General features: G+C 67.2%; 17 protein-coding genes. 13 read left to right on the top strand and 4 right to left on the bottom strand.

Features of this window, described 5'->3' with window-relative positions; all coding sequences use genetic code 11:
- The first annotated feature begins 34 nt into the window (after positions 1-34).
- From L1787_RS16290 to L1787_RS16280, 3 genes are all read left to right on the top strand, one after another.
- A complete protein-coding gene (locus L1787_RS16290; RefSeq protein ID WP_235709886.1) occupies positions 35-1,348 on the top strand; it encodes a TRAP transporter large permease in 1,314 nt (437 codons plus the stop codon).
- Between the two features lie 151 nt (positions 1,349-1,499).
- Positions 1,500-2,645, top strand: coding sequence for an FAD-dependent monooxygenase (locus tag L1787_RS16285; RefSeq protein WP_235709885.1), 1,146 nt, complete (start codon positions 1,500-1,502; stop codon positions 2,643-2,645).
- A gap of 14 nt (positions 2,646-2,659) precedes the next feature.
- On the top strand, positions 2,660-3,283 hold the full coding sequence (locus L1787_RS16280; RefSeq protein WP_235709884.1) for an isochorismatase family protein: 624 nt from the start codon (positions 2,660-2,662) through the stop codon (positions 3,281-3,283).
- Between the two features lie 18 nt (positions 3,284-3,301).
- Here L1787_RS16280 and L1787_RS16275 read toward each other — a convergent pair whose 3' ends face one another.
- The 3 genes from L1787_RS16275 to L1787_RS16265 all read right to left on the bottom strand — a co-directional run bounded on the left by L1787_RS16275 (position 3,302) and on the right by L1787_RS16265 (position 6,293).
- On the bottom strand, positions 3,302-4,093 hold the full coding sequence (locus L1787_RS16275) for an alpha/beta fold hydrolase (protein WP_235709883.1): 792 nt from the start codon (positions 4,091-4,093) through the stop codon (positions 3,302-3,304).
- Positions 4,093-5,124: a 2,5-dihydroxypyridine 5,6-dioxygenase NicX family protein gene (locus L1787_RS16270; protein WP_235709882.1), complete on the bottom strand. Its 1,032-nt coding sequence runs from the start codon at positions 5,122-5,124 to the stop codon at positions 4,093-4,095. Before L1787_RS16270 ends, L1787_RS16275 begins: the two co-directional genes overlap by 1 nt.
- A 188-nt stretch (positions 5,125-5,312) precedes the next feature.
- A complete protein-coding gene (locus L1787_RS16265; RefSeq protein ID WP_235709881.1) occupies positions 5,313-6,293 on the bottom strand; it encodes an aldo/keto reductase in 981 nt (326 codons plus the stop codon).
- A gap of 229 nt (positions 6,294-6,522) precedes the next feature.
- Between L1787_RS16265 and L1787_RS16260 the strand changes: the two genes are divergently transcribed.
- From L1787_RS16260 to L1787_RS16235, 6 genes are all read left to right on the top strand, one after another.
- Entirely contained in the window at positions 6,523-7,497 is a 975-nt protein-coding gene (locus L1787_RS16260) for a type 2 periplasmic-binding domain-containing protein (protein WP_235709880.1), read from the top strand.
- Between the two features lie 31 nt (positions 7,498-7,528).
- The gene (locus tag L1787_RS16255; protein WP_235709879.1) at positions 7,529-8,041 is read left to right on the top strand and encodes a TRAP transporter small permease; all 513 of its coding nucleotides are present in this window, start codon (positions 7,529-7,531) and stop codon (positions 8,039-8,041) included.
- Between the two features lie 67 nt (positions 8,042-8,108).
- Complete coding sequence (locus L1787_RS16250; RefSeq protein WP_235709878.1) at positions 8,109-9,419, top strand: TRAP transporter large permease; 1,311 nt, start codon at positions 8,109-8,111, stop codon at positions 9,417-9,419.
- A gap of 7 nt (positions 9,420-9,426) precedes the next feature.
- Complete coding sequence (locus L1787_RS16245; protein ID WP_235709877.1) at positions 9,427-10,302, top strand: FAD binding domain-containing protein; 876 nt, start codon at positions 9,427-9,429, stop codon at positions 10,300-10,302.
- A complete protein-coding gene (locus L1787_RS16240) occupies positions 10,299-10,799 on the top strand; it encodes a (2Fe-2S)-binding protein (protein WP_235709876.1) in 501 nt (166 codons plus the stop codon). Before L1787_RS16245 ends, L1787_RS16240 begins: the two co-directional genes overlap by 4 nt.
- Entirely contained in the window at positions 10,792-13,161 is a 2,370-nt protein-coding gene (locus tag L1787_RS16235) for a xanthine dehydrogenase family protein molybdopterin-binding subunit (protein WP_235709875.1), read from the top strand. The genes L1787_RS16240 and L1787_RS16235 overlap by 8 nt, the downstream gene beginning before the upstream one ends.
- Positions 13,162-13,248: 87 nt before the next feature.
- Here L1787_RS16235 and L1787_RS16230 read toward each other — a convergent pair whose 3' ends face one another.
- Positions 13,249-14,175 (bottom strand): LysR substrate-binding domain-containing protein, encoded by a 927-nt coding sequence (locus L1787_RS16230; protein ID WP_235709874.1) that lies wholly within the window; start codon positions 14,173-14,175, stop codon positions 13,249-13,251.
- Between the two features lie 98 nt (positions 14,176-14,273).
- Here L1787_RS16230 and L1787_RS16225 point away from each other — a divergent pair, with 98 nt between their 5' ends.
- From L1787_RS16225 to L1787_RS16210, 4 genes are all read left to right on the top strand, one after another.
- A complete protein-coding gene (locus tag L1787_RS16225; protein WP_235709873.1) occupies positions 14,274-15,449 on the top strand; it encodes a M24 family metallopeptidase in 1,176 nt (391 codons plus the stop codon).
- Positions 15,450-15,541: 92 nt separating this feature from the next.
- Entirely contained in the window at positions 15,542-16,543 is a 1,002-nt protein-coding gene (locus L1787_RS16220) for a TRAP transporter substrate-binding protein (protein ID WP_235709872.1), read from the top strand.
- 15 nt (positions 16,544-16,558) lie between these two features.
- A complete protein-coding gene (locus L1787_RS16215; RefSeq protein WP_235709871.1) occupies positions 16,559-17,101 on the top strand; it encodes a TRAP transporter small permease in 543 nt (180 codons plus the stop codon).
- A gap of 4 nt (positions 17,102-17,105) precedes the next feature.
- On the top strand, positions 17,106-18,413 hold the full coding sequence (locus tag L1787_RS16210) for a TRAP transporter large permease (RefSeq protein ID WP_235709870.1): 1,308 nt from the start codon (positions 17,106-17,108) through the stop codon (positions 18,411-18,413).
- Positions 18,414-18,420: the final 7 nt, after the last annotated feature.

Below are 18,420 nucleotides of genomic sequence, written 5' to 3'. Positions count from 1 at the left end.
TGGCCATTCTTCGTTCCGGCGCCGGGGTGCGGCGATGAGCTGGATCGCGCCGCTGTCGGTCATGCTCGGCCTGGTGATGGCGATGATGGCGATCGGGATGCCCGTCGCCTTCGCCTTCCTCACCGCCAACATCGTCGGCGTGTTTCTCTATATGGGCGGCGAGGCGGGGCTCCATCAGCTCATCCTCAATATGTCGCGCTCGATCAGCGCGTTCTATCTCGTCCCTGTGCCGCTCTTCGTGCTGATGGGCGAGCTCTTCTTCCACACCGGCGTGTCGAAGCGGGTGTTCCACGCGATCGACCGGCTCTTCGGGCGGGTGCCGGGGCGGCTTTGCTATATCAGCGTCGCGGGTGGGTCGCTCTTTGCCTCGCTCTCCGGCTCCAGCATCGCCAACACCGCGATGCTCGGCTCGATGCTGGTCCCCGATATGGAGGCCCGCGGCTACGACAAGCGCTTCGCGATGGGGCCGATCATGGCGACCGGCGGCCTTGCGGTGCTGATCCCGCCATCGGCGCTCGCCGTCCTTCTCGGCAGCCTCGCGAAGATCGATATCGGCGCGCTCCTCATCGCCGGCGTTCTGCCGGGGCTGCTGCTCGCGCTGATGTTCGTGGTCTACATTTATATCCGCGTCCGCCTGAACCCGGAGATCGCGCCGCAATATCCTGTCGATCCGGCGACGACCCGGGAGAAATTGCGCCTCGTCGTCACGAACCTCCTGCCGACGGGCGTCATCATCTTCTGCGTCATCGGTCTCATCATTCTCGGCATCGCGACGCCGACCGAGTCGGCCGCCTTCGGGGTGCTCGGTGTGCTCGTGGTTGCGGCGGCCTTCCGCCTCCTCACGGTTCAGACGCTCTACAGATCGTTGAAGGCGAGCCTCAAGGTCTCGACCATGCTGCTCGCGATCCTTCTTGCTTCGCTGACCTTCAGTCAGGTGATGGCCTTTTCCGGCGCGACGGCCGGTCTCATCGAGATGACGGGCGCGCTCGATCTCGGCCCGTTGCCGATGCTCCTCATCATGTTCGCGGTGCTGCTCTTTCTCGGGATGTTCATCGATCAGACGTCGCAGATGATGCTGACGATCCCGATCTTCATCCCGCTCGCCCAGTCGCTCGGCTTCGATCCGGTCTGGTTCGGCCTCATCGTCCTTCTGGCGCTCGAGATGAGCACCATGACGCCGCCGTTCGGCCTCCTCCTCTTCGTGATGGTGGGGGCGGCGCCGAAAGGGACGACGATCAGCGACGTCGCGCGCGCCGCCTTTCCCTATCTCGTCATCGACCTGATCCTTCTCGCGCTGTTGATCGCCTTCCCACAGATCGCGCTCTTCCTGCCGAGCCTCATGATCTGACGATAGTGTGCTTACGTTCGATCCTGCCGTGAGTGAGTCGGCGGATGTCGGCGAATCTGTGTTGAAATTTATTTTGTACACGTAGTAAAATATGCACGTGGACGCAGTTTAAGCGTTGCGCCGGAACGGCGGCGACGCGGAAGGAGACGGGATGACGACGAAACCGAAAGTGGCCGTGATCGGCGCCGGTCTCGGTGGATCTGTGGCGGCGATCCTCCTTCAAAAAGAGGGCTACTCGGTCGACGTCTACGAGCAGTCGCCGGGCTTTTCCCGCCTCGGCGCCGGCATCCATCTCGGCCCCAACGTGGTCAAGGTGCTCGACAAAGCCGGCGTCGGCGAACGTCTGATCGAGACCGGCGTCCAGCCCGAGGCCTGGATCTCGCGCATGTGGGACACCGGCGAGGTGCTGTGCGACATGGCGATCCGCGACGTGTCGGTGGAGCGGTGGGGCGCGCCTTACCTCACCGTCCATCGCGGCGACTTCCACAAAGTCCTCGTCGACGCCGTCGCGCCGGGTTCGATCCAATTCAGCAAGCGCCTCGTGGGGCTCGACACGAAGGGGAGTGATATCAACCTCGCCTTCATGGACGGCACCAGCGCGACCGCCGACATCGTGATCGGCGCGGACGGGTTGAACTCGTGCGTGCGCGACGTGCTCCTCGGTGCGGAGAAGCCGCGTTATACGGGCGTCGTCGGCCATCGCTCGCTCTATCCGCGCGAGCTCCTGACGAATTTCGACATGCAGGACTTCACCAAATGGTGGGCGCCGGAGCTGCATGTCATCGTCTATTACATCACCCACAACCGGGACGAGGTGTATATCGTCACCGGCGCGCCGCATCCCGAGTGGACGTCCGAGGCCTCGTTCCTGCCGTGCAGCAAGGACGAGTTCGTCGGAACCTTCGCCGGGTTCGAGCCGAACTGTCGCCATATCCTGGAGTGCGCGCCGGCCGACGGCATCACCAAATGGGCCTTCTTCGAGCGCGACCCGCTGCCCTTCTGGAGCGAGGGCTCGGTCGTCCTTCTCGGCGATGCGTGCCACCCGATGAAGCCGCACATGGGGCAGGGCGCCGCGATGGCGATCGAGGACGCGGCGATGCTCGTGCGCTGCCTGAAGGAAACCGGCGACGACGTGACGACCGCCTTCAAGCTCTACGAGTTGAACCGGCACGAGCGGACCTCCCGCGTCCAGGCCACCTCGCGCTACAACACGTGGCTACGCGAAGAGACGGACCCGAGCTGGGTTTTCGGCTATGACGTCTTCGGCGAGCCGCTGCGCACCACTGCGGCGGCCTGAAAGGAACGGAGCGAATGAGCGACGACGTCTCGGTCTATCAGCGGCAAGGTTTCGGTGGGGCGCTTCCCGTCGTGCCTCCCATCGGTCTCCTCATCATCGATTTCGTCGCGAGCTTCGCCTCGCCGGATGTCTTCGGCGGTGGCAATATCGGCCCGGCGATCGAGAAGACCGAGGGGCTCCTCGCCGCCGCGCGCGAGCGGGGCTGGCCGGTTGCGCACACCCGGATCGTCTTCGCCGATGACGGGTCGGACGGAAACGTCTTTTCCACCAAGTTGCCGAACCTGCTCGTCCTCACCGAATCCTCGCCGCTCTCCCAGATCGTCGAGGAGCTGACGCCGGCCGACGGTGAGCTTGTCGTGCGCAAGCGCACGCCGTCCTCCTTTGCCTGCACCGATCTCGGGCCGTGGCTCACACGGCGCGGGGTGAGGACGCTCGCGGTCGCTGGTTGCACCACGAGCGGGTGCGTGCGCGCGAGCGTCGTCGATGCGATGGATGCCGGGTTCACGCCGGTCGTGCTGACCGATTGTGTCGGCGACCGCGCGATCGGCCCGCACGAGGCGAACCTCTTCGACATGAGTCAGAAATACGCCACGCTGATGGAGCGCGACGCGTTCCTGAAGGCGACCGAAGCGGCCTGAGCCGCTTCGGACCGGCCGTCAGGCGAGGGCGAAGGCGCGCACGGAGGCGATGAAGGCGTCGAGCCGATCCCATGGGATCATGTGGCCGGCGCCGTCGATCCGCTCGGCCGTGCAATCGGGCGCGAGGCTGCTGAACTCGGCCGCGTCCGACTCCCGCACCACGTCGCCATTCTCGGCGTAGATCAGCAGCATCGGGAGCGTCGCCTTCGGCAGGAGGGCGTGCATGTCCTCCTCGTGGAAGGATTCGTAGGTCGCGACCACGCCCTCGACCGAGCAGGTCGGGAGCCAGTCGGCGCGGGCGCGGCACTGCGCCTCCGTCCAGGTCGGCAGCGTGCGCTTCACCGCCTCGATCCCGCCGCCGCGCGCGATCTCGTCCATCATCTCGAGATAGGGCGGGAGGGGGCTCGGATAATGACGGCGGCCGGGGCCGCTGACCGGCGGGTCGACCACGATCGTGCGGGCGAAGGCCGCGGGGTCGATGGCGCTCGCCGCCACCGCGATCCGCCCGCCCATCGAGTGGCCGACGAGGATCGGCTTGTCGAGCGTCGCGGCGACCGCGAGCGTGTCCCGCGCCAGCGCGTCGAGCGAATAATCGAGGCCGGGCGTGTGGTCCGAGAGGCCGCGCCCGCGCACGTCGACGACGGTGACGCGCGCGAATTCGGCGAGGCGCTCGGCGACGAAGCCCCACGTCATCGCGGGGCTCGTGATGCCGGGGACGAGGAGGAGGTCGGGCCCGTCCCCCTCATAGGTGAAGGTGTGCAGGAGCACACCGTCACGCTTCAGCCATCCTCCGATCGGGTTCGTCCCCATCAGGCGGGCTGCATCTCTTTGGGGACGATCTTGCCGAGATCGACGATATGATCGCCGTCGAGCCACAGGCTCGCGCCCTTCAGCGGGATGTCGAGGTGGCACATGGTGTCGTTGGTGCCGCCGAGCTCGGTGTTCGGGCCGGTGGAGAAGAGGACGTTGCCGTAGAAGGCGCGCCCGTGCATCCCGATCTCCTCGCCGATATTGGCGCTGGTGGCGAGCTGGCTCCAGCGGGCAAGCTCGTTGAGGCCCCAGCCGATGTGGCTGATCGCGTAGGCGCGCGGGTCCTTATAGGATTCCATGTAGTCGCGCATGATCGCGGCATCGAGCCCGTCGCCGCTGATCTTGGTGACCATGCTCTTCTCGATCGTCAGCGTGATCGGGTCGACCACATAGCGCTTCAGCGGGAAGATGATGTCGCCGGTCCCGATCACCACGGTGCCGTTGACGCCCTCGTCATTGCCCTGGGTGAAGAGGAAGCCGGAGGGCCAGTGATCCCAGCGGCCGGGCTCGTCGGTGTAGCCATATTCGGTGAGGGTCGGGTACTTGCCGAGCTCGTAGGTGACGTCGGTGCCGGCGGGGGAGGTGATGCGCATCGTGCGCGCATTCTTGAGGCGCTCGCCGCCAGCCTCGACGCGCTTGCGCAGCGTCTCGTTCGGCAGCAGCTCCGAGAGCACCTCGAATGGCTCCACGACGAGGAGCATGCGCGTCCCGCTGTCGGTGATCTCGATCTGCTCCTCGGAGAAGAGGAGGAACATGAGGTCGATCACGATGTCGGCGGACTTCAGCGCCTCGATCGCGGGGCGGTTGCCGGCGAGCGAGGTCGCGCCGACGGCGCGGTCGCCCCGGCCGCCCTGGCCGCTGCGCGAGAGGTTGAGCTGGAAGGCGGAGGCGCCGAGTTCCTGCGCTGCGGCGAGGAAGGCGTCGGCATAATCCTGGCGATTGCCGTCTTCGGTCAGGACCGCGAGCGTCTGGCCGCTGCCGACCTTGCAAAGCTCCAATTCCTTGCGGAAGACTTCGAGCATCGACGTCATGTCACTTCTCCCCATGCCGGAGCGGCCGGTCGGCGCCGGTCGCCACAGGCGCGAACGGGGCCGGACGGGAGCGCTCGTCGGCGCGATAATTCAACGTGTACACAATACTTCCAGCCGATGACCGGCAAGTCAATTTATATGTACACGTTATAAATTGACTGTCCTCCGCGCCTGCAAGCCCCATGCCGTCACAGGTGAAGCAGCACCGGGTGGGGCTTGTAGGGGGCTTCGAGGGCGGCGATCTCCTCGGCGGTGAGGCTCACATCGAGCGCGCGGACCGCGCTTTCGATCTGCTCCGGCTTGGTCGCCCCCATCACCGGCGCCGCGACATAGGGCTTCGACAACATCCAGGCGATGGCGATCTCGGCCATCGAAGCGCCCTTCGCCGCGGCGAGCGCGCGGACGGCGTCCTGCACGTCATAGTCGGCGTCGCCGGAGAAGAAGCGCTGGATGAAGGGATCGGCCTCGGCGCGGGTCGAGCCGGTCACGCCGCCGCGCGTCGTCTTGCCGGCGAGGAAGCCGCGCGCGAGCGGGCTCCACGGCGTCACGCCGACGCCTTCGAGCATGCAGAGCGGGATCATCTCGCGCTCTTCCTCGCGATAAGCGAGGTTATAGTGGTTCTGCACCGAGATGGGCTTCGTCCAGCCGTTCTTCTCGCAGATCGCGATCGCCCGCATCAGCTCATAGGCGAGGACGTTGGACATTCCGAAATAGCGCGCTTTGCCCGATTTCACGATGTCATGCATCGCTTCGAGGGTCTCCTCGATCGGGGTGTCGTGGTCGGTCCGGTGGGTTTGATAGAGGTCGACATAGTCGGTCTTGAGGCGCGTCAGCGAGCCGTCGATCGCGTCGAAGAGGTGTTTGCGCGAAAGGCCACGCTCGTTGGGGCCGGGGCCGGTGACGCCGAACGCCTTGGTGGCGATCACTAGCTCCTCACGCCGCGCAAGGTCCGGCCAGATACGGCCGATGATCGTTTCGCTCACGCCGTTGGAATACATGTCGGCGGTGTCGATGAAGTTGACGCCGCATTCGATCGCCCGCGCCATGATCGGGTGGCTCTCGTCTTCCGGCAAAACCCACGGCTGCCACGCCTTGTCGCCGAACGAGAAACCGCCGAGCCCGATACGTGAGATTTTGAGGCCGCTGCGGCCGAGGCGCACATACTGCATAGATTTGGCTCGCCTGTGGCGCACAATCGTCCGGCCATTGCCGTGACTTTGTGCAATTGTGTGTATGCAAAGAAAAATCAACGTTTCAGGCATCGTCACCCGGACAACGCCAGTCGTCAATAATCACGCAGATTCGTTGACAAGAAACGCAATCTACTCTCTCATTCGAGGAATTCGCGTGACGCCCAATCTCCTACGTCTACGCTCTAATTCTCGAAGGGGAAGTTGCATGAGATATTCGTTTGGCGCTGCCTTCGCCGCGGCGATCGTGGCTCTTTCCGGCCCGGCGAGCGCGACGGAGCTGCGGCTGCTCTCGTCCTGGGACGCGAGCTACACCGCGGTTCCGAACATCGTCGAGGTGTTCATGGATTCGGTCGCCGAAGCCTCCGGCGGAGACACGACCATCACGATGACCGGACCGGAAGCGGTGCCGCCGTTCGAGCAGCTCCAGCCGGTCTCTCTCGGCATCTTCGACCTGCTGTTCACCCATGGCGGCTATCATAGCGGCGAGACCGGCATCTCGACGGCGATCGACGCGATCGAGGGCGACCCGGCGAAGCGGCGCGAGTCGGGCGTGTGGGACTGGCTCGACGCGTATTATCAGGAGAACCACAACCTCAAGCTCATCTCGATCCCGACGGCGCTGACGGGCTATCAGATCCTGCTGCGGCAACCGATGGCCGACGGTAAGCTCACCGGCCTCAAGGTGCGCGGCACCTCGGTCTATCACGGGCTCATCGAGGCGCTCGGCGGTGCCCCGGTCATCCTTCCGGCGGGCGAGATGTACGCCGCGGCCGAGCGCGGCATCGTCGACGGCATCTCCTGGCCGGCGGTCGGCGCGATCGGCTTCAAGCTGTGCGAAGTGACGCCGAACATGGTGCGCCCGTCCTTCGGCGCGGTCTCCTACCTCATCTTCATGAACCTCGATAAGTTCAACGCGCTCGACGAGAGCGAGCAGCAACTCCTCCTCTCCGAGGGCGAGAAGCTCGAAGAGAACACCGTCGCCACCTTCGAGGAGATCCTCGCCGACGAGGACGCGCAGATGATCGCGTGCGGTGCGCGGATCGACGAGCAGGACGAGGCGTGGGGCGCCGAGGCGCAAAAGGCCTTCGCCGAAAAGGCGTGGTCGATGGCGGCCGAGCAGTCCGGCGAAAAGGCGGAAGAGTTTCGCGCGTTCGCCCGCGAAAAGGGCATGACCGAGTAAATCGGCGCGACAGGCGAGGGCGGTGATCACGATGCGCGCGCTTTGGACGAGCTTCATCAAGCTGCATGATGCCCTCACGACCGTCGCCTTCGTCTTGGGCACGGTGATGTTGGTCGTGATCACCGGGTCTTATGTCTACGAAGTGGTGGCGCGGTACTTCTTTACCGCGCCGACCAAATGGGCCGCCGACCTTGTCGGGTACGCGCTGTGCGCCGGCGTCTTCCTCCTCCTGCCTAAGGTCACGGCGACACGTGGCCATGTCGCCGTGACGCTGATCTTCGAGCGCGTCGGAAAAGCCACCGAAAAGCGGCTCCTGCGCTTCATCGATCTTCTCGGCGCGGTCTTCTGCGGCTACGCGGCGTGGCTCTCCTTCAACGAGAATGTGCGCCAGGCCGAGAAGGGGATCATGACGATCGCCAACCAGCCGATCCCCAAATACTGGGTCACGGGGTTCATCACCTTCGGCCTCCTCCTCGCCGCGATCCACTTCCTGCGCCATGTCGTCCGGCCGCCGGACGAGGCGCGCGAGGCGCTTCAATACTGACGATGACCGACCGTCAGCCCGCTCCGCTCGCCCCCGCCGCCCGTGGCGCGGCAACCGAGGCTCATTGATGCTGCCCTGGTACACCTACCTTTCGATCGGCGGGGGACTCGCCTTCGGCCTGTTCCTCCTCGGAACGCCGATCTTCCTGTCCTTCCTCGTCGTCATCATCGTCGGCATCGCGGCCATCATCGGGCCGGCGGGCTATTCGATGTTCGTGAACAGCCTCTACGAGGCGACCACGACCACATCGCTCGCCAGCATCCCGCTCTTCATCCTGATGGGTGAGCTCCTCTTCCGCTCCGGCACGATGGACGTCCTCTTCAACTCGGTCGACAAGCTCGTCGGCCGCGTGAAGGGGCGGCAATACGTCCTCGTCATCGTGCTTTCGGCCGTCTTCGGCGCGCTGTCGGGATCGGCGATGGCCGTCGCCGCCATGCTCGGCCGTGCCGCGGTGCCGGGGATGCTGAAGCGCGGCTATGACGTGAACCTGTCGGCCGGCTCCATCCTCGCCGGGGCGAGCCTCGCGCCGATCATTCCGCCGAGCATCCTCGCCATCATCGTCGGCACCATCGCGGACGTGTCGATTGCGAAGCTCCTCGTCGCGGGCGTGGTGCCGGGCCTTCTCCTTGCGACCCTCTTTCTCGGCTACGTCTTCATCGTCGTCGGGATCGACCCGTCGCGCTCGCCCCCTTCGGCGGGGGAGGTGACGGAGGTCTCGGGCCGCGAGAAGGTGATGGCGGTCGTGCGGTGCCTGCCGTTCCTCATCGTCATCTTCATGGTGATGGGGCTCATCATGCTCGGCGTCGCGACGCCGTCCGAATCGGCCGCGACCGGCGTCGTCGGCGCCCTCGTGACCGCTGCGATCTACCGCAATCTCTCCTGGAAGATGATCGTGGAATCGCTCGCCGCCGCGGCCTCGATCGCCTGCACGATCCTCATCATCATGGCGATGTCGAAGATGCTGACCCAGCTCCTCGCCTTCACCGGCTCGACGCGCGCGCTCGTCGACGTCATCGCCGGGCTCGGGCTCGACGCGCTGCCGATGCTCATCGTCATGCTGATCGTGCCGTTCGTCCTGTGCATGTTCGTCGATCAGATCGCGATCATGCTGATCCTGATCCCGCTGTTCGAGCCGATCATGAAGAGCTTCGGCTTCGATCCGGTGTGGTTCTGGCTCCTCTTCCTCATCAACATGACGCTCGGCGGGATCACGCCGCCGCTCGGTTACACCCTCTTCGCGTTCCAGTCGGTGACGCCGCAGATCAGCCTGCAGCAGGTGTTCCGCGCGGTGTGGCCGTTCGTGGCGCTGTTCATCCTCGGCATGGCGCTGATGGTGGCCTTCCCGCCGATCGTCACCTTCATTCCGAACCTCCTGTGACGACCCGATGAAACCGAAAGCCTTCCGTTACCACCGACCCGCCGACAAGGCGGACGCGCTCCGGATGCTCGCCGAGGAGGACGAGGACGCCCGTCCCCTCGCCGGCGGGCAGAGCCTCGTGCCGCTCATGAACCTGCGCTTTGCCGCGCCCTCCGCGCTGATCGACCTCAATGCCTGCGCCGACCTCGCGACGATCACCGTCGCGGACGGCGTGCTCGAGATCGGCGCGATGGTGCGCCAGCGCGAGGCGGAGCTGTCGCCGGTGGTGATCGAGGCCTGCCCGCTGGTCGCCGAGGCGCTGGCGCTGAACGGCCACCCGGCGACACGCCATCGCGGCACCGTCGGCGGCACGATCGCCCATGCCGACCCGGTCGCCGAACTCTCCGGCGTTGCGGTGGCGCTCGACGCCGAGATCGTCATCGAGCGGCAGGGCGGGCGGCGCACCGTCCCCGCGGCCGATTTCTTCCTCGATGCGCTGACGACTGTCGTCGAGCCCGGCGAGATGGTGACGGCGGTGCGCTTTCCGGTGCTCGCGCCCGGCACCGTCACCGCCTTCGTGGAGACGGGGATGCGCGGCCACGGCCTCGCGGTCGCGGGGATCGCGGCGGCGCTGCGCATTGCGGGCGGGCGCATCGACTGGGTGCGGCTCGCCGCGATCGGCGTCTCGCCGGTGCCGGTGCGGCTCGCCGCGCTCGAGGAGGCGCTTACCGGCCGCGCGCTCGGCGAGGTCGAGAGCGCCATCGCAGGCGTCGCCGATCCGCTCGGCGATGCGGACCTTCTCGACAATCTGGAGGGCTCCAGCGCCTACCGCCGCGAACTCGTGCCGACGCTCGTAGCGCGCGCCGTGCGGGTCGCCGTGGACAAGATGGGAGTGGCCGCGTGACCGGCGACAAGATCGACATCAGCGTCACCGTCAACGGTCGGCGCTATCGGCGCGCGGTCGAGCCGCGGCGCCTCCTCGCCGACTTCCTGCGCTATGATCTGCGCCTCACCGGCACACATGTGGGCTGCGCGCACGGGGTCTGCGGAGCCTGCACGGTCTCGATCGACGGGCGCACGGCGCGAAGCTGCCTCACCTTCGCGGTGCAGGTCGACGGCGCCGAGCTCGAAACCGTCGAGGGCCTGGCGCCCGACGCGGAGCTGTCGGCGATCCAGGCGGCCTTTCACCGCAACCACGCCCTCCAGTGCGGCTTCTGTACGCCGGGCTTCCTGATGGCGGCGCGTCAGCTCCTCGCCGAGACGCTGACGCCGACGGAGGAGGAGGTCCGCACTGCGCTGTCGGGCAATCTGTGCCGCTGTACCGGCTATGTGAACATCGTGCGCGCCGTCATGAGCGCGGCTGAAGATCTGCGCGCGAACCGCGAGGCGAGCCATGTCTGATCCGCGTCCCGTCTTCCGCCATATCGGCCGCCCCGTCCCGCGCCAGGAGGACGACCGCCTCCTGCGCGGCTATGGCGCCTATGTCGACGATCTGCCGGAGCCGCCGGGCACGCTCTATCTCGGCTGCGTGCGAAGCCCCGTCGCGCACGCCCGCATCCTCTCGATCGACCTTGCCGAGGCGCTGCAGATGCCGGGCGTCGTCGCCGGATATACCGCCGCCGATCTCACCCCCTCGATCCGCACCATGGAGCCCGACCGGCCGAAGCCCGGCTATAAGGCGACCTTCCGCGACGTGATGCCGACCGACCGGGTGCGCTATGTCGGCGACACGGTCGCCGTGCTCCTCGCGGAGGATCCCTACCTTCTCGAAGATGCGCTCGAGACCGTTTTCGTCGACTATGAGGCGCTTCCCGTCGTCGTCTCCATCGAGGACGCGATCGCCGAGGGGGCGGCCGCCGTCCACGACGATATCGAGGGCAACATCCCCTTTGCGGGCGAGTACAAGACGGAGGGGTTCGACGCGGTGTTCGCCTCGGCCCATCTCGTCGTGAAGGACACCTTCCGCTCCGCGCGCATGGCGGGCGTCTCGCTGGAGCCGCGCGGGGTGATGGCCTCCTACGACAAGGGCAAGGGCGCGCTGACGCTCTGGTCGTCCACCCAGATCCCGCACCTTCTGCAGGCCTCTCTCGGCGAGCTCCTCGACATGGCCGAAAGCCGGATCCGCGTCGTGGCGCCCGACGTCGGCGGCGGCTTCGGCATCAAGGCGCACGTCTACCCGGAGGAGGTGATCGCCGCCGCGCTCGCCCGCCGCCATGGCGGGACGGTCAAGTGGATCGGCGACCGTCAGGACGATTTCGTCACGAGTACCCACGCGCGCGACTATCGCTATGACGTGGAGATGGCCCTCGCGCAGGACGGGACGATCCTCGCCGTGCGCAACCGCCTCCACGTCAATATCGGCGCCTATGCCTGTTTTCCCTTCGGCTCCAGCGCCGAGGCGGGCGGCGGCGCGATCTATCTGCCGGGCGCCTACAAATTCGCCCATTATGCCTACGCAACGCACTCGGTGTTCACCAACACCGCGCCCGTCGGCGTCTATCGCGGCGTCGCCGCGCCGATCGCCCACTTCGCACAGGAGGGGTTGATCGACCGTGCCGCGGCCGCCCTCGGCATCGACAAGCTGGAAATGCGGCGCAAGAATCTCGTGCAGCCGGAGGATCTGCCGTTCACCAACGCGGCCGGCATCACCTCCGACACACAGAGTCACGCGGCCTGCCTCGAACAGGCTCTCGCCGCGATCGACTATGACGGCTTCCGACGCGACCACCCGCGCGGCGAAATCCGCGACGGCAAGCGCTACGGGATCGGCATCGCCTGCATCACCGAGCACACCGGACAGGGCGCCTCACGCTACCGCACACGCGGCCTCCACCGCGTTCCGGGCTTCGAGGGCGCGACGGTGCGCATGACCGCCGACGGCCGCCTCGTCGCGGCGGTCAGCCAGTCGACCCAGGGGCAGGGCCACCTCACGGTGTTCGCCCAGATCATCGCCGAGCATCTCGGCATCGATCCCAGCGCGATCAGCGTCGAGGAGGGCGACACGGCGACGACCCCGTTCGGCTCAGGCACGTTCGCGAGCCGCGCGGCAGTGGTCGCGGGCGGCGCGGTCTTCCGCGCCTCGGAGGCGCTCGCGGCGAAGCTGAAGCGAATCGCCGGCCACCATCTGGAGGTCGCGCCGGAGGATGTCGAGCTCGTCGACGGCGAGGCGCGGGTCGCCGGGTCCGACATGACGATGAGCTTTCGCGAGCTCGCCGCGATCGCCCATTCGCTCGAAGCGCGGCCCTTACCCGACGGCGAGGAATACGGGCTCGAAAGCCGTGCCTTCTACGATCCGCCCAACGTGTCGATCGCCAACGCCGTTCATGCCGCCGTGGTGTCGGTCGATGTCGGCACGGGCCGCGTTGCCGTGGAGCGCTATGCGGTGGCGCACGATTGCGGGCGTATGATCAATCCCATGCTGGTCGCGGGCCAGGTGCATGGCGGCGTCGCGCAAGGGATCGGCGAGGCGCTGATGGAGGCCGTCGTCTATGACGAAGACGGCCAGCTCCTGACCACCCAGCTCCTCGACTATCTCCTGCCGAGCACGTGCGACATCCCGGACATCACGATGGCGCACATCGAATCGGAGACGGACGCGACGCTCGGCGGCTTCAAGGGGGCCGGCGAAGGCGGCGTGATCGGCGCGGTTCCGGCGGTCGCCGGCGCTGTGAACGATGCGCTCGGCGAGACGGGGGCCTTCGTCAACCAGCTTCCCTTGCGGCCGGAGACGATCCTCGCGCTGCTGCGACCCGTCGCGGACTGATCCGCCTCGAATCCCTGAGGCCTTGCGGGTGTGGCCGCAGCGTCGGCTGGATCGGCGCCGGGCGCGCGGTCGGCCGGCTCGAGCCGATCAGGGGGGAGGGGCGGAGAGTTTCGCCATGAACGCGCGAACGGTCGCCTCGGTCGCGCCGGCGGCGTCCATCAGATGCGCCTCGATCACGCTTGCGAGCTGCGAGGGGCGCCGCCGCGCCGGGCGCATCAGCGCAAGGGCGAATTCCGCGTCCGCCCGCAGCGGCATCGCGACGAGACCGTCGGCCGCGAAGTGCATCGCCGTCAGCGCATCGACGATCGCGAGCCCGACGCCGGCGCGTGCGAACTCGCATGCGAATTCCACCGTGAACGCCTCGAGCCGCCGCCGCCCGACACGGTCGGACAGGTCGGGGGTGAGCGCGAGGGGGGCGCCCTCGAAATTGCTGAGGGTGATCACGTCATAAGGCTGAAGCACGGCCGGATCCACCGGGCCGGACCCCGCCAGCGGATGATCGGGCAGCGAGACGCACACCAGCGGCAGGCGCATCAGAAGGTGCTGCTCGATCCCCTGCTGGGCGGCGGAGCGCAGGCCGACGCCCATATCGACCCGTCCCGCCGCCACCGCCCGCCCGATCCAGCTCGTGCTGCGCACCGGCACCGACAGCGAGATATCGGGATGCCGCGCCGCGAACCCTCCGAGGACGGAGGGCATCCAGCGATGCGACAGGAGCGGCAGCGTCGCGACGGTGACCGCGCCGTGATTGTTGTGCCGAAGGGATTGGGCGAAGCGGTCGAGCTCCTCGATGCCGCCATAGAGCGCCTCGACCTGCTCGAACAGCGCTTCGGCTTCGAGCGTCGGCACGAGGCGGTTGTGGCCGCGCTCGAAAAGGCCGAAGCCGAGCTCCTGCTCCAGCAGCGACAGGTGCTTGCTGACGGCCGGCTGACTGAGATTGAGGCGACCGGCCGCGCCGGTGATGGAACCGGCGCGCATGATGGCGCGGAAGACCTCGACCTGACGTGGGGTCATTACCTGCGTTTCGTGTAGACGCCGAAAAAGCGATTTGAGGCTATACTACCGTCCGTGTACGGCACAACGACCTTTTCAAACAAGGAAATCGCCCAACGGTGTCCATCGACACAGTGCCGGCGGCCGACCGCCGGATCTGGCGCGACGAGCTGCCCTTCGACGAACACATGCTGCGCGAGCGGATGGCCACCATCCAGGCCGACCTCGCGGCGCGGGATCTCGACGGTCTTCTCCTCTTCGATCCCGAGAACATGTTCTGGCTGACTGGTTATCAGACCATCGGCTACTTCACCTTCCAGGCGATGCTGCTGCCGCGCGAGGGGCTTCCGGTTCTCGTCACCCGTGTGGTCAACCGCGATCTGGCGCTGGCGCTGCCGACGATCGGCGAGGCGGTTGCGATCTTCGACACCGAGGATCCGGTCGCGGTCCTGTCGGGCGCGCTGCCCGCGGGCGGGCGGATCGGCCTCGAGACGACCTCCCGCTATCTCAGTGTCCGCGATCACCGCCAGCTCGTCGCCATGGCGAGCGCGACGTTCGAGGACTGCGACGGTCTCATCGAGATGCGTCGGCGCACCAAGGGGCCGGAGGCGATCGAGCGGATGCGCCGCGCCGCGACGGCGGTGGAGGCCGGGATGGCGGCGGCGCTCGCCGCCGTGAAGCCGGGCGCCAGCGACAACGACGTCGCCGCCGCGCTCTATCAGGGCTCCATCGCGGCGGGCAGCGAGTATATCGGGCATCCGCCGATGGTGGTGTCCGGGCCGCGCTCGGCACTCTGCTTCGCGCTCTGGCGCCGGCGCACCATCGCGCGTGGCGACGTGGTGCTGATCGAGGGGGCGGGCTGCGTCGACCGGTATCATGCCATGATGGCGCGCACCGCTGTCGTCGGGCCGCCGACGGATGAGCAGAAGGCGAGCGCCGAGGCGTTGATCGCGCTTCTCGAAACCGCGGTCGCGACGATCCGTCCGGGTGAAACCGCCGGCGAGATCGACCGGCGCTGCCGCGAGGGGCTCGAACGGCTTGGCCTTGCGAAGTATTTCAAGAGCCGGACCGCCTATGGCATCGGCATCGGCTTTCCGCCGAATTGGGCCGAGGGGCATATCTATGCGATCCGTCCCGATGACGAGACGGTGCTCGAAGAGAACATGACCTTCCATGTGATCCCGACGATGTTCCGCGAAGATTTCGGCATGGCGATCAGCGACAGCGTCCGTGTGAGCGCGACGGGATGCGAGGTGCTGACCCGATATCCACGCGAACTCGTCGTGGTCGACTGAAGCGCTTCGTGACGACCGACGATCTATGCACGACGCCGAGCGGGCCGCCACAGTGGGCGCGCCGCGGCGGCCCAGCGACGAAAGGGACCACCATGTCTGAGCCGATTTTCGCCGTCTTCCGCCCCAAGGCCGCCTTGGCGGCGGCCGTTGCGGGCCTCCTCGCGTCCGCCGCCCCCGCGGCCGCCGAGCAGTGGGACATGCCCACCGCCTATGGCGCCGGCAACTTCATCACCCAGGCCTATATCGCCTTCGCCGAAGACGTGCGCGAGCGCACCGGCGGTGAGATCGACATCACCGTCCATCCGGGCGGCTCGCTCTATGGCGGGTCGGAGATCCTGCGTGCGGTGCGCGAGGGCCAGGTGCCGATCGGCGCGCGCTTCCTCGGCGCGCACTCCGCCGAGGCGCCGATCTTCGGGCTCGACACGGTGCCGTTCCTCGCCACCAACGCGGCCGAGGCGCGCGCCCTTTACGACGCCTCCCGCCCGGCGCTCGAGGCGGCCCTCGAAGAACGCGGCCTCAAGCTCCTCTTCGCGCCGATCTGGCCGCCTCAGGGCCTCTTCGTGAACAGCGAAGTGACCACGATCGAGGACATGGAAGGCAAGCGCTTCCGCGCCTACGACCCGTCGACGACCCGCCTTGCGGAGCTGATGGGCGCGGTGCCGACGCGGACCGAGGCGAGCGAGATCGCGCAGGCCTTTTCCACCGGCATGGCGGAAAGCATGATGGCCTCCGGCGCCATCGGCGTGTTCCAGAAGATCTGGGACTATGTGGACTATTTCTATCTCGTGAATGCGTGGTTGCCGAAGTCGGTGGTGCTCGTGAACCTCGACACCTGGAACGGCCTCGATGAGGAGACGCAGACCGCTCTGATGGAGGCTGCGGCGCAGGCCGAGGCCGCCGTCTGGCAGGAGATGGAGACCGTGAACCAGGGCTATATCGACACGATGCGCGAAGCCGGGATGACCGTCGAAGAGCCGTCCGCCGAACTTGCCGAATCGCTGAAGTCCATCGGTGACACCATGGTCGACGAATGGGTCGAATCGGCTGGCGACGAGGGTGCGTCTGTCATCGAAGCCTACCGCGCCGCGCAGTAGGATCGACGGGCCGGTATGAGAGCGATCGCGCGCGCTGCGGACACGGTGTTGTCAGGCCTTTATGGCCTGTGCGCGATCCTCGCCGCGCTCTCGGTGGTGGCGATCTTCGCTCTCGTCCTGACCAGCATCGTGAGCCGGTTCTTCGGCGCCTATGTGCCCGGCCTCACCGAAGGGGCCGGCTACTTGCTGGGCGCCGCCGGCAGCCTCGGGCTCGCCCACACCTTCCGCGCCGGCGGTCACATCCGCGTCGACCTTGCATTGTCGGCCCTCGGCGGCGCGGTGCGGCGGCGGGTGGATATGCTGGCGCTCGCCGTCACGGCCGGCGTGGTCGCCTATCTCGCCTGGTATCTCGTCCGGCTCGTGCGCATCTCGGTGCGCTATGGCGACATCAGCGACCGCTCGGACGCGCTGCCGCTGTGGATCCCGCAACTTCCCATCGCCGTCGGTGTCGTCGTCTTCGCGATCGCGCTGACGCATGGTCTCGTCCTTTACGCCGCGACCGGCCGCTCCCCGGTGCGACGCCGCGACGGCAATCTCCTCGTCGACGAGGACGGTTGAGCCGATGGATCCCGTTACCCTCGGCATCGGCCTACTCGTCGTTCTCGTCCTCGTGCTCGGCCTCGGCGTGTGGATCGGCGCGGCGCTCATCGTCGTCGGCATGGTCGCGATGGAACTCGCGACGAGCCGGGCCATGGGGCCGGCGATGGCCACCGCCGTCTGGTCGAGCATCTCGAGTTGGGGCCTCGCGTCCCTGCCGCTCTTCGTCTGGATGGGGGAGATCCTGTTCCGCGCGCGGCTCGCGGAGGGGCTGTTCAACGGCCTCTCGCCGGTGCTGCGACGGCTGCCGGGCGGACTGCTTCACGTCAATGTCGCGGGCTGCACGGCGTTCGCGGCGATCTCGGGCTCCTCCGCCGCCACCTTGATGACGGTCGGGAAGATCACGATGCCGGAGCTGAAAAAGCGCGGCTATCCGGATCGCCTCGTCGCCGGTTCGCTCGCCGGCGCGGGAACGCTCGGCCTCCTCATTCCGCCGTCGATCACGATGATCCTCTATGGCGTCCTGGTGCAGGAATCGATCGCCCGGCTGTTCCTCGCCGGCGTCATTCCGGGGCTGATGCTGGCGGGCCTCTTCTTCGCCTATCTCATGATCTGGGGCCTCGTGACGCCGACCGGCCGCGCGCTGCGCGAGGAACGAGCGAAGCCGCGCGAGATCCTCAGCGGGTTCGTCGAGCTTTTGCCGGTGGTCGGCCTCATCGTCATGGTGATCGGCTCGATCTATGCCGGCATCGCCGCGCCGACGGAAGCGGCCGCGCTCGGCGTCCTCGGCGCGCTGATCCTCGCCGCCATCCGCGGCGAGCTCACCCTCGCGGCGCTGTCGGACTCGTTGATGTCGACCGTGCGCACGACGTCGATGATCGTGCTTCTCGTGGCCGGGTCCGCCTTCGTCACCATGGCGATGGGCTTCACCGGCCTGCCGCGCGATCTCGCCGCGTGGATCAACGCGATGTCGCTGTCGCCGACGGCGCTGATCCTGGTGCTCCTCGTCTTCTACATGCTGCTCGGCTGCGTCCTCGACGGGATCTCGATGATCGTCCTCACGATCGTCATCGTCGAAGGCATGGTGCGGGCGGCCGGGATCGACATGGTGTGGTTCGGCGTCTTCGTGGTGCTGGTGGGCGAAATGGCGCTCATCACCCCGCCGATCGGCTTCAATCTCTTCCTGGTGCAGGGGCTGACGGGCCGCTCGCTCTGGTTCGTCGCGCTCGCCTCGGCGCCGTTCTTCCTGCTGATGGCGGTCGCCGTCGCGTTGCTGATCGCCTTCCCGCAAATCGCCTTGTGGCTGCCGGGGCTGATGACCGCGCGCGGTTGAGGACCGT

Origin of the sequence: Acuticoccus kalidii, from assembly GCF_021556395.1 — a bacterium.
GTDB lineage: Bacteria > Pseudomonadota > Alphaproteobacteria > Rhizobiales > Amorphaceae > Acuticoccus > Acuticoccus kalidii.
The sequence above is the reverse complement of the archived record's forward strand: the minus strand, read 5'-3'. Positions and strand labels throughout refer to the sequence as shown.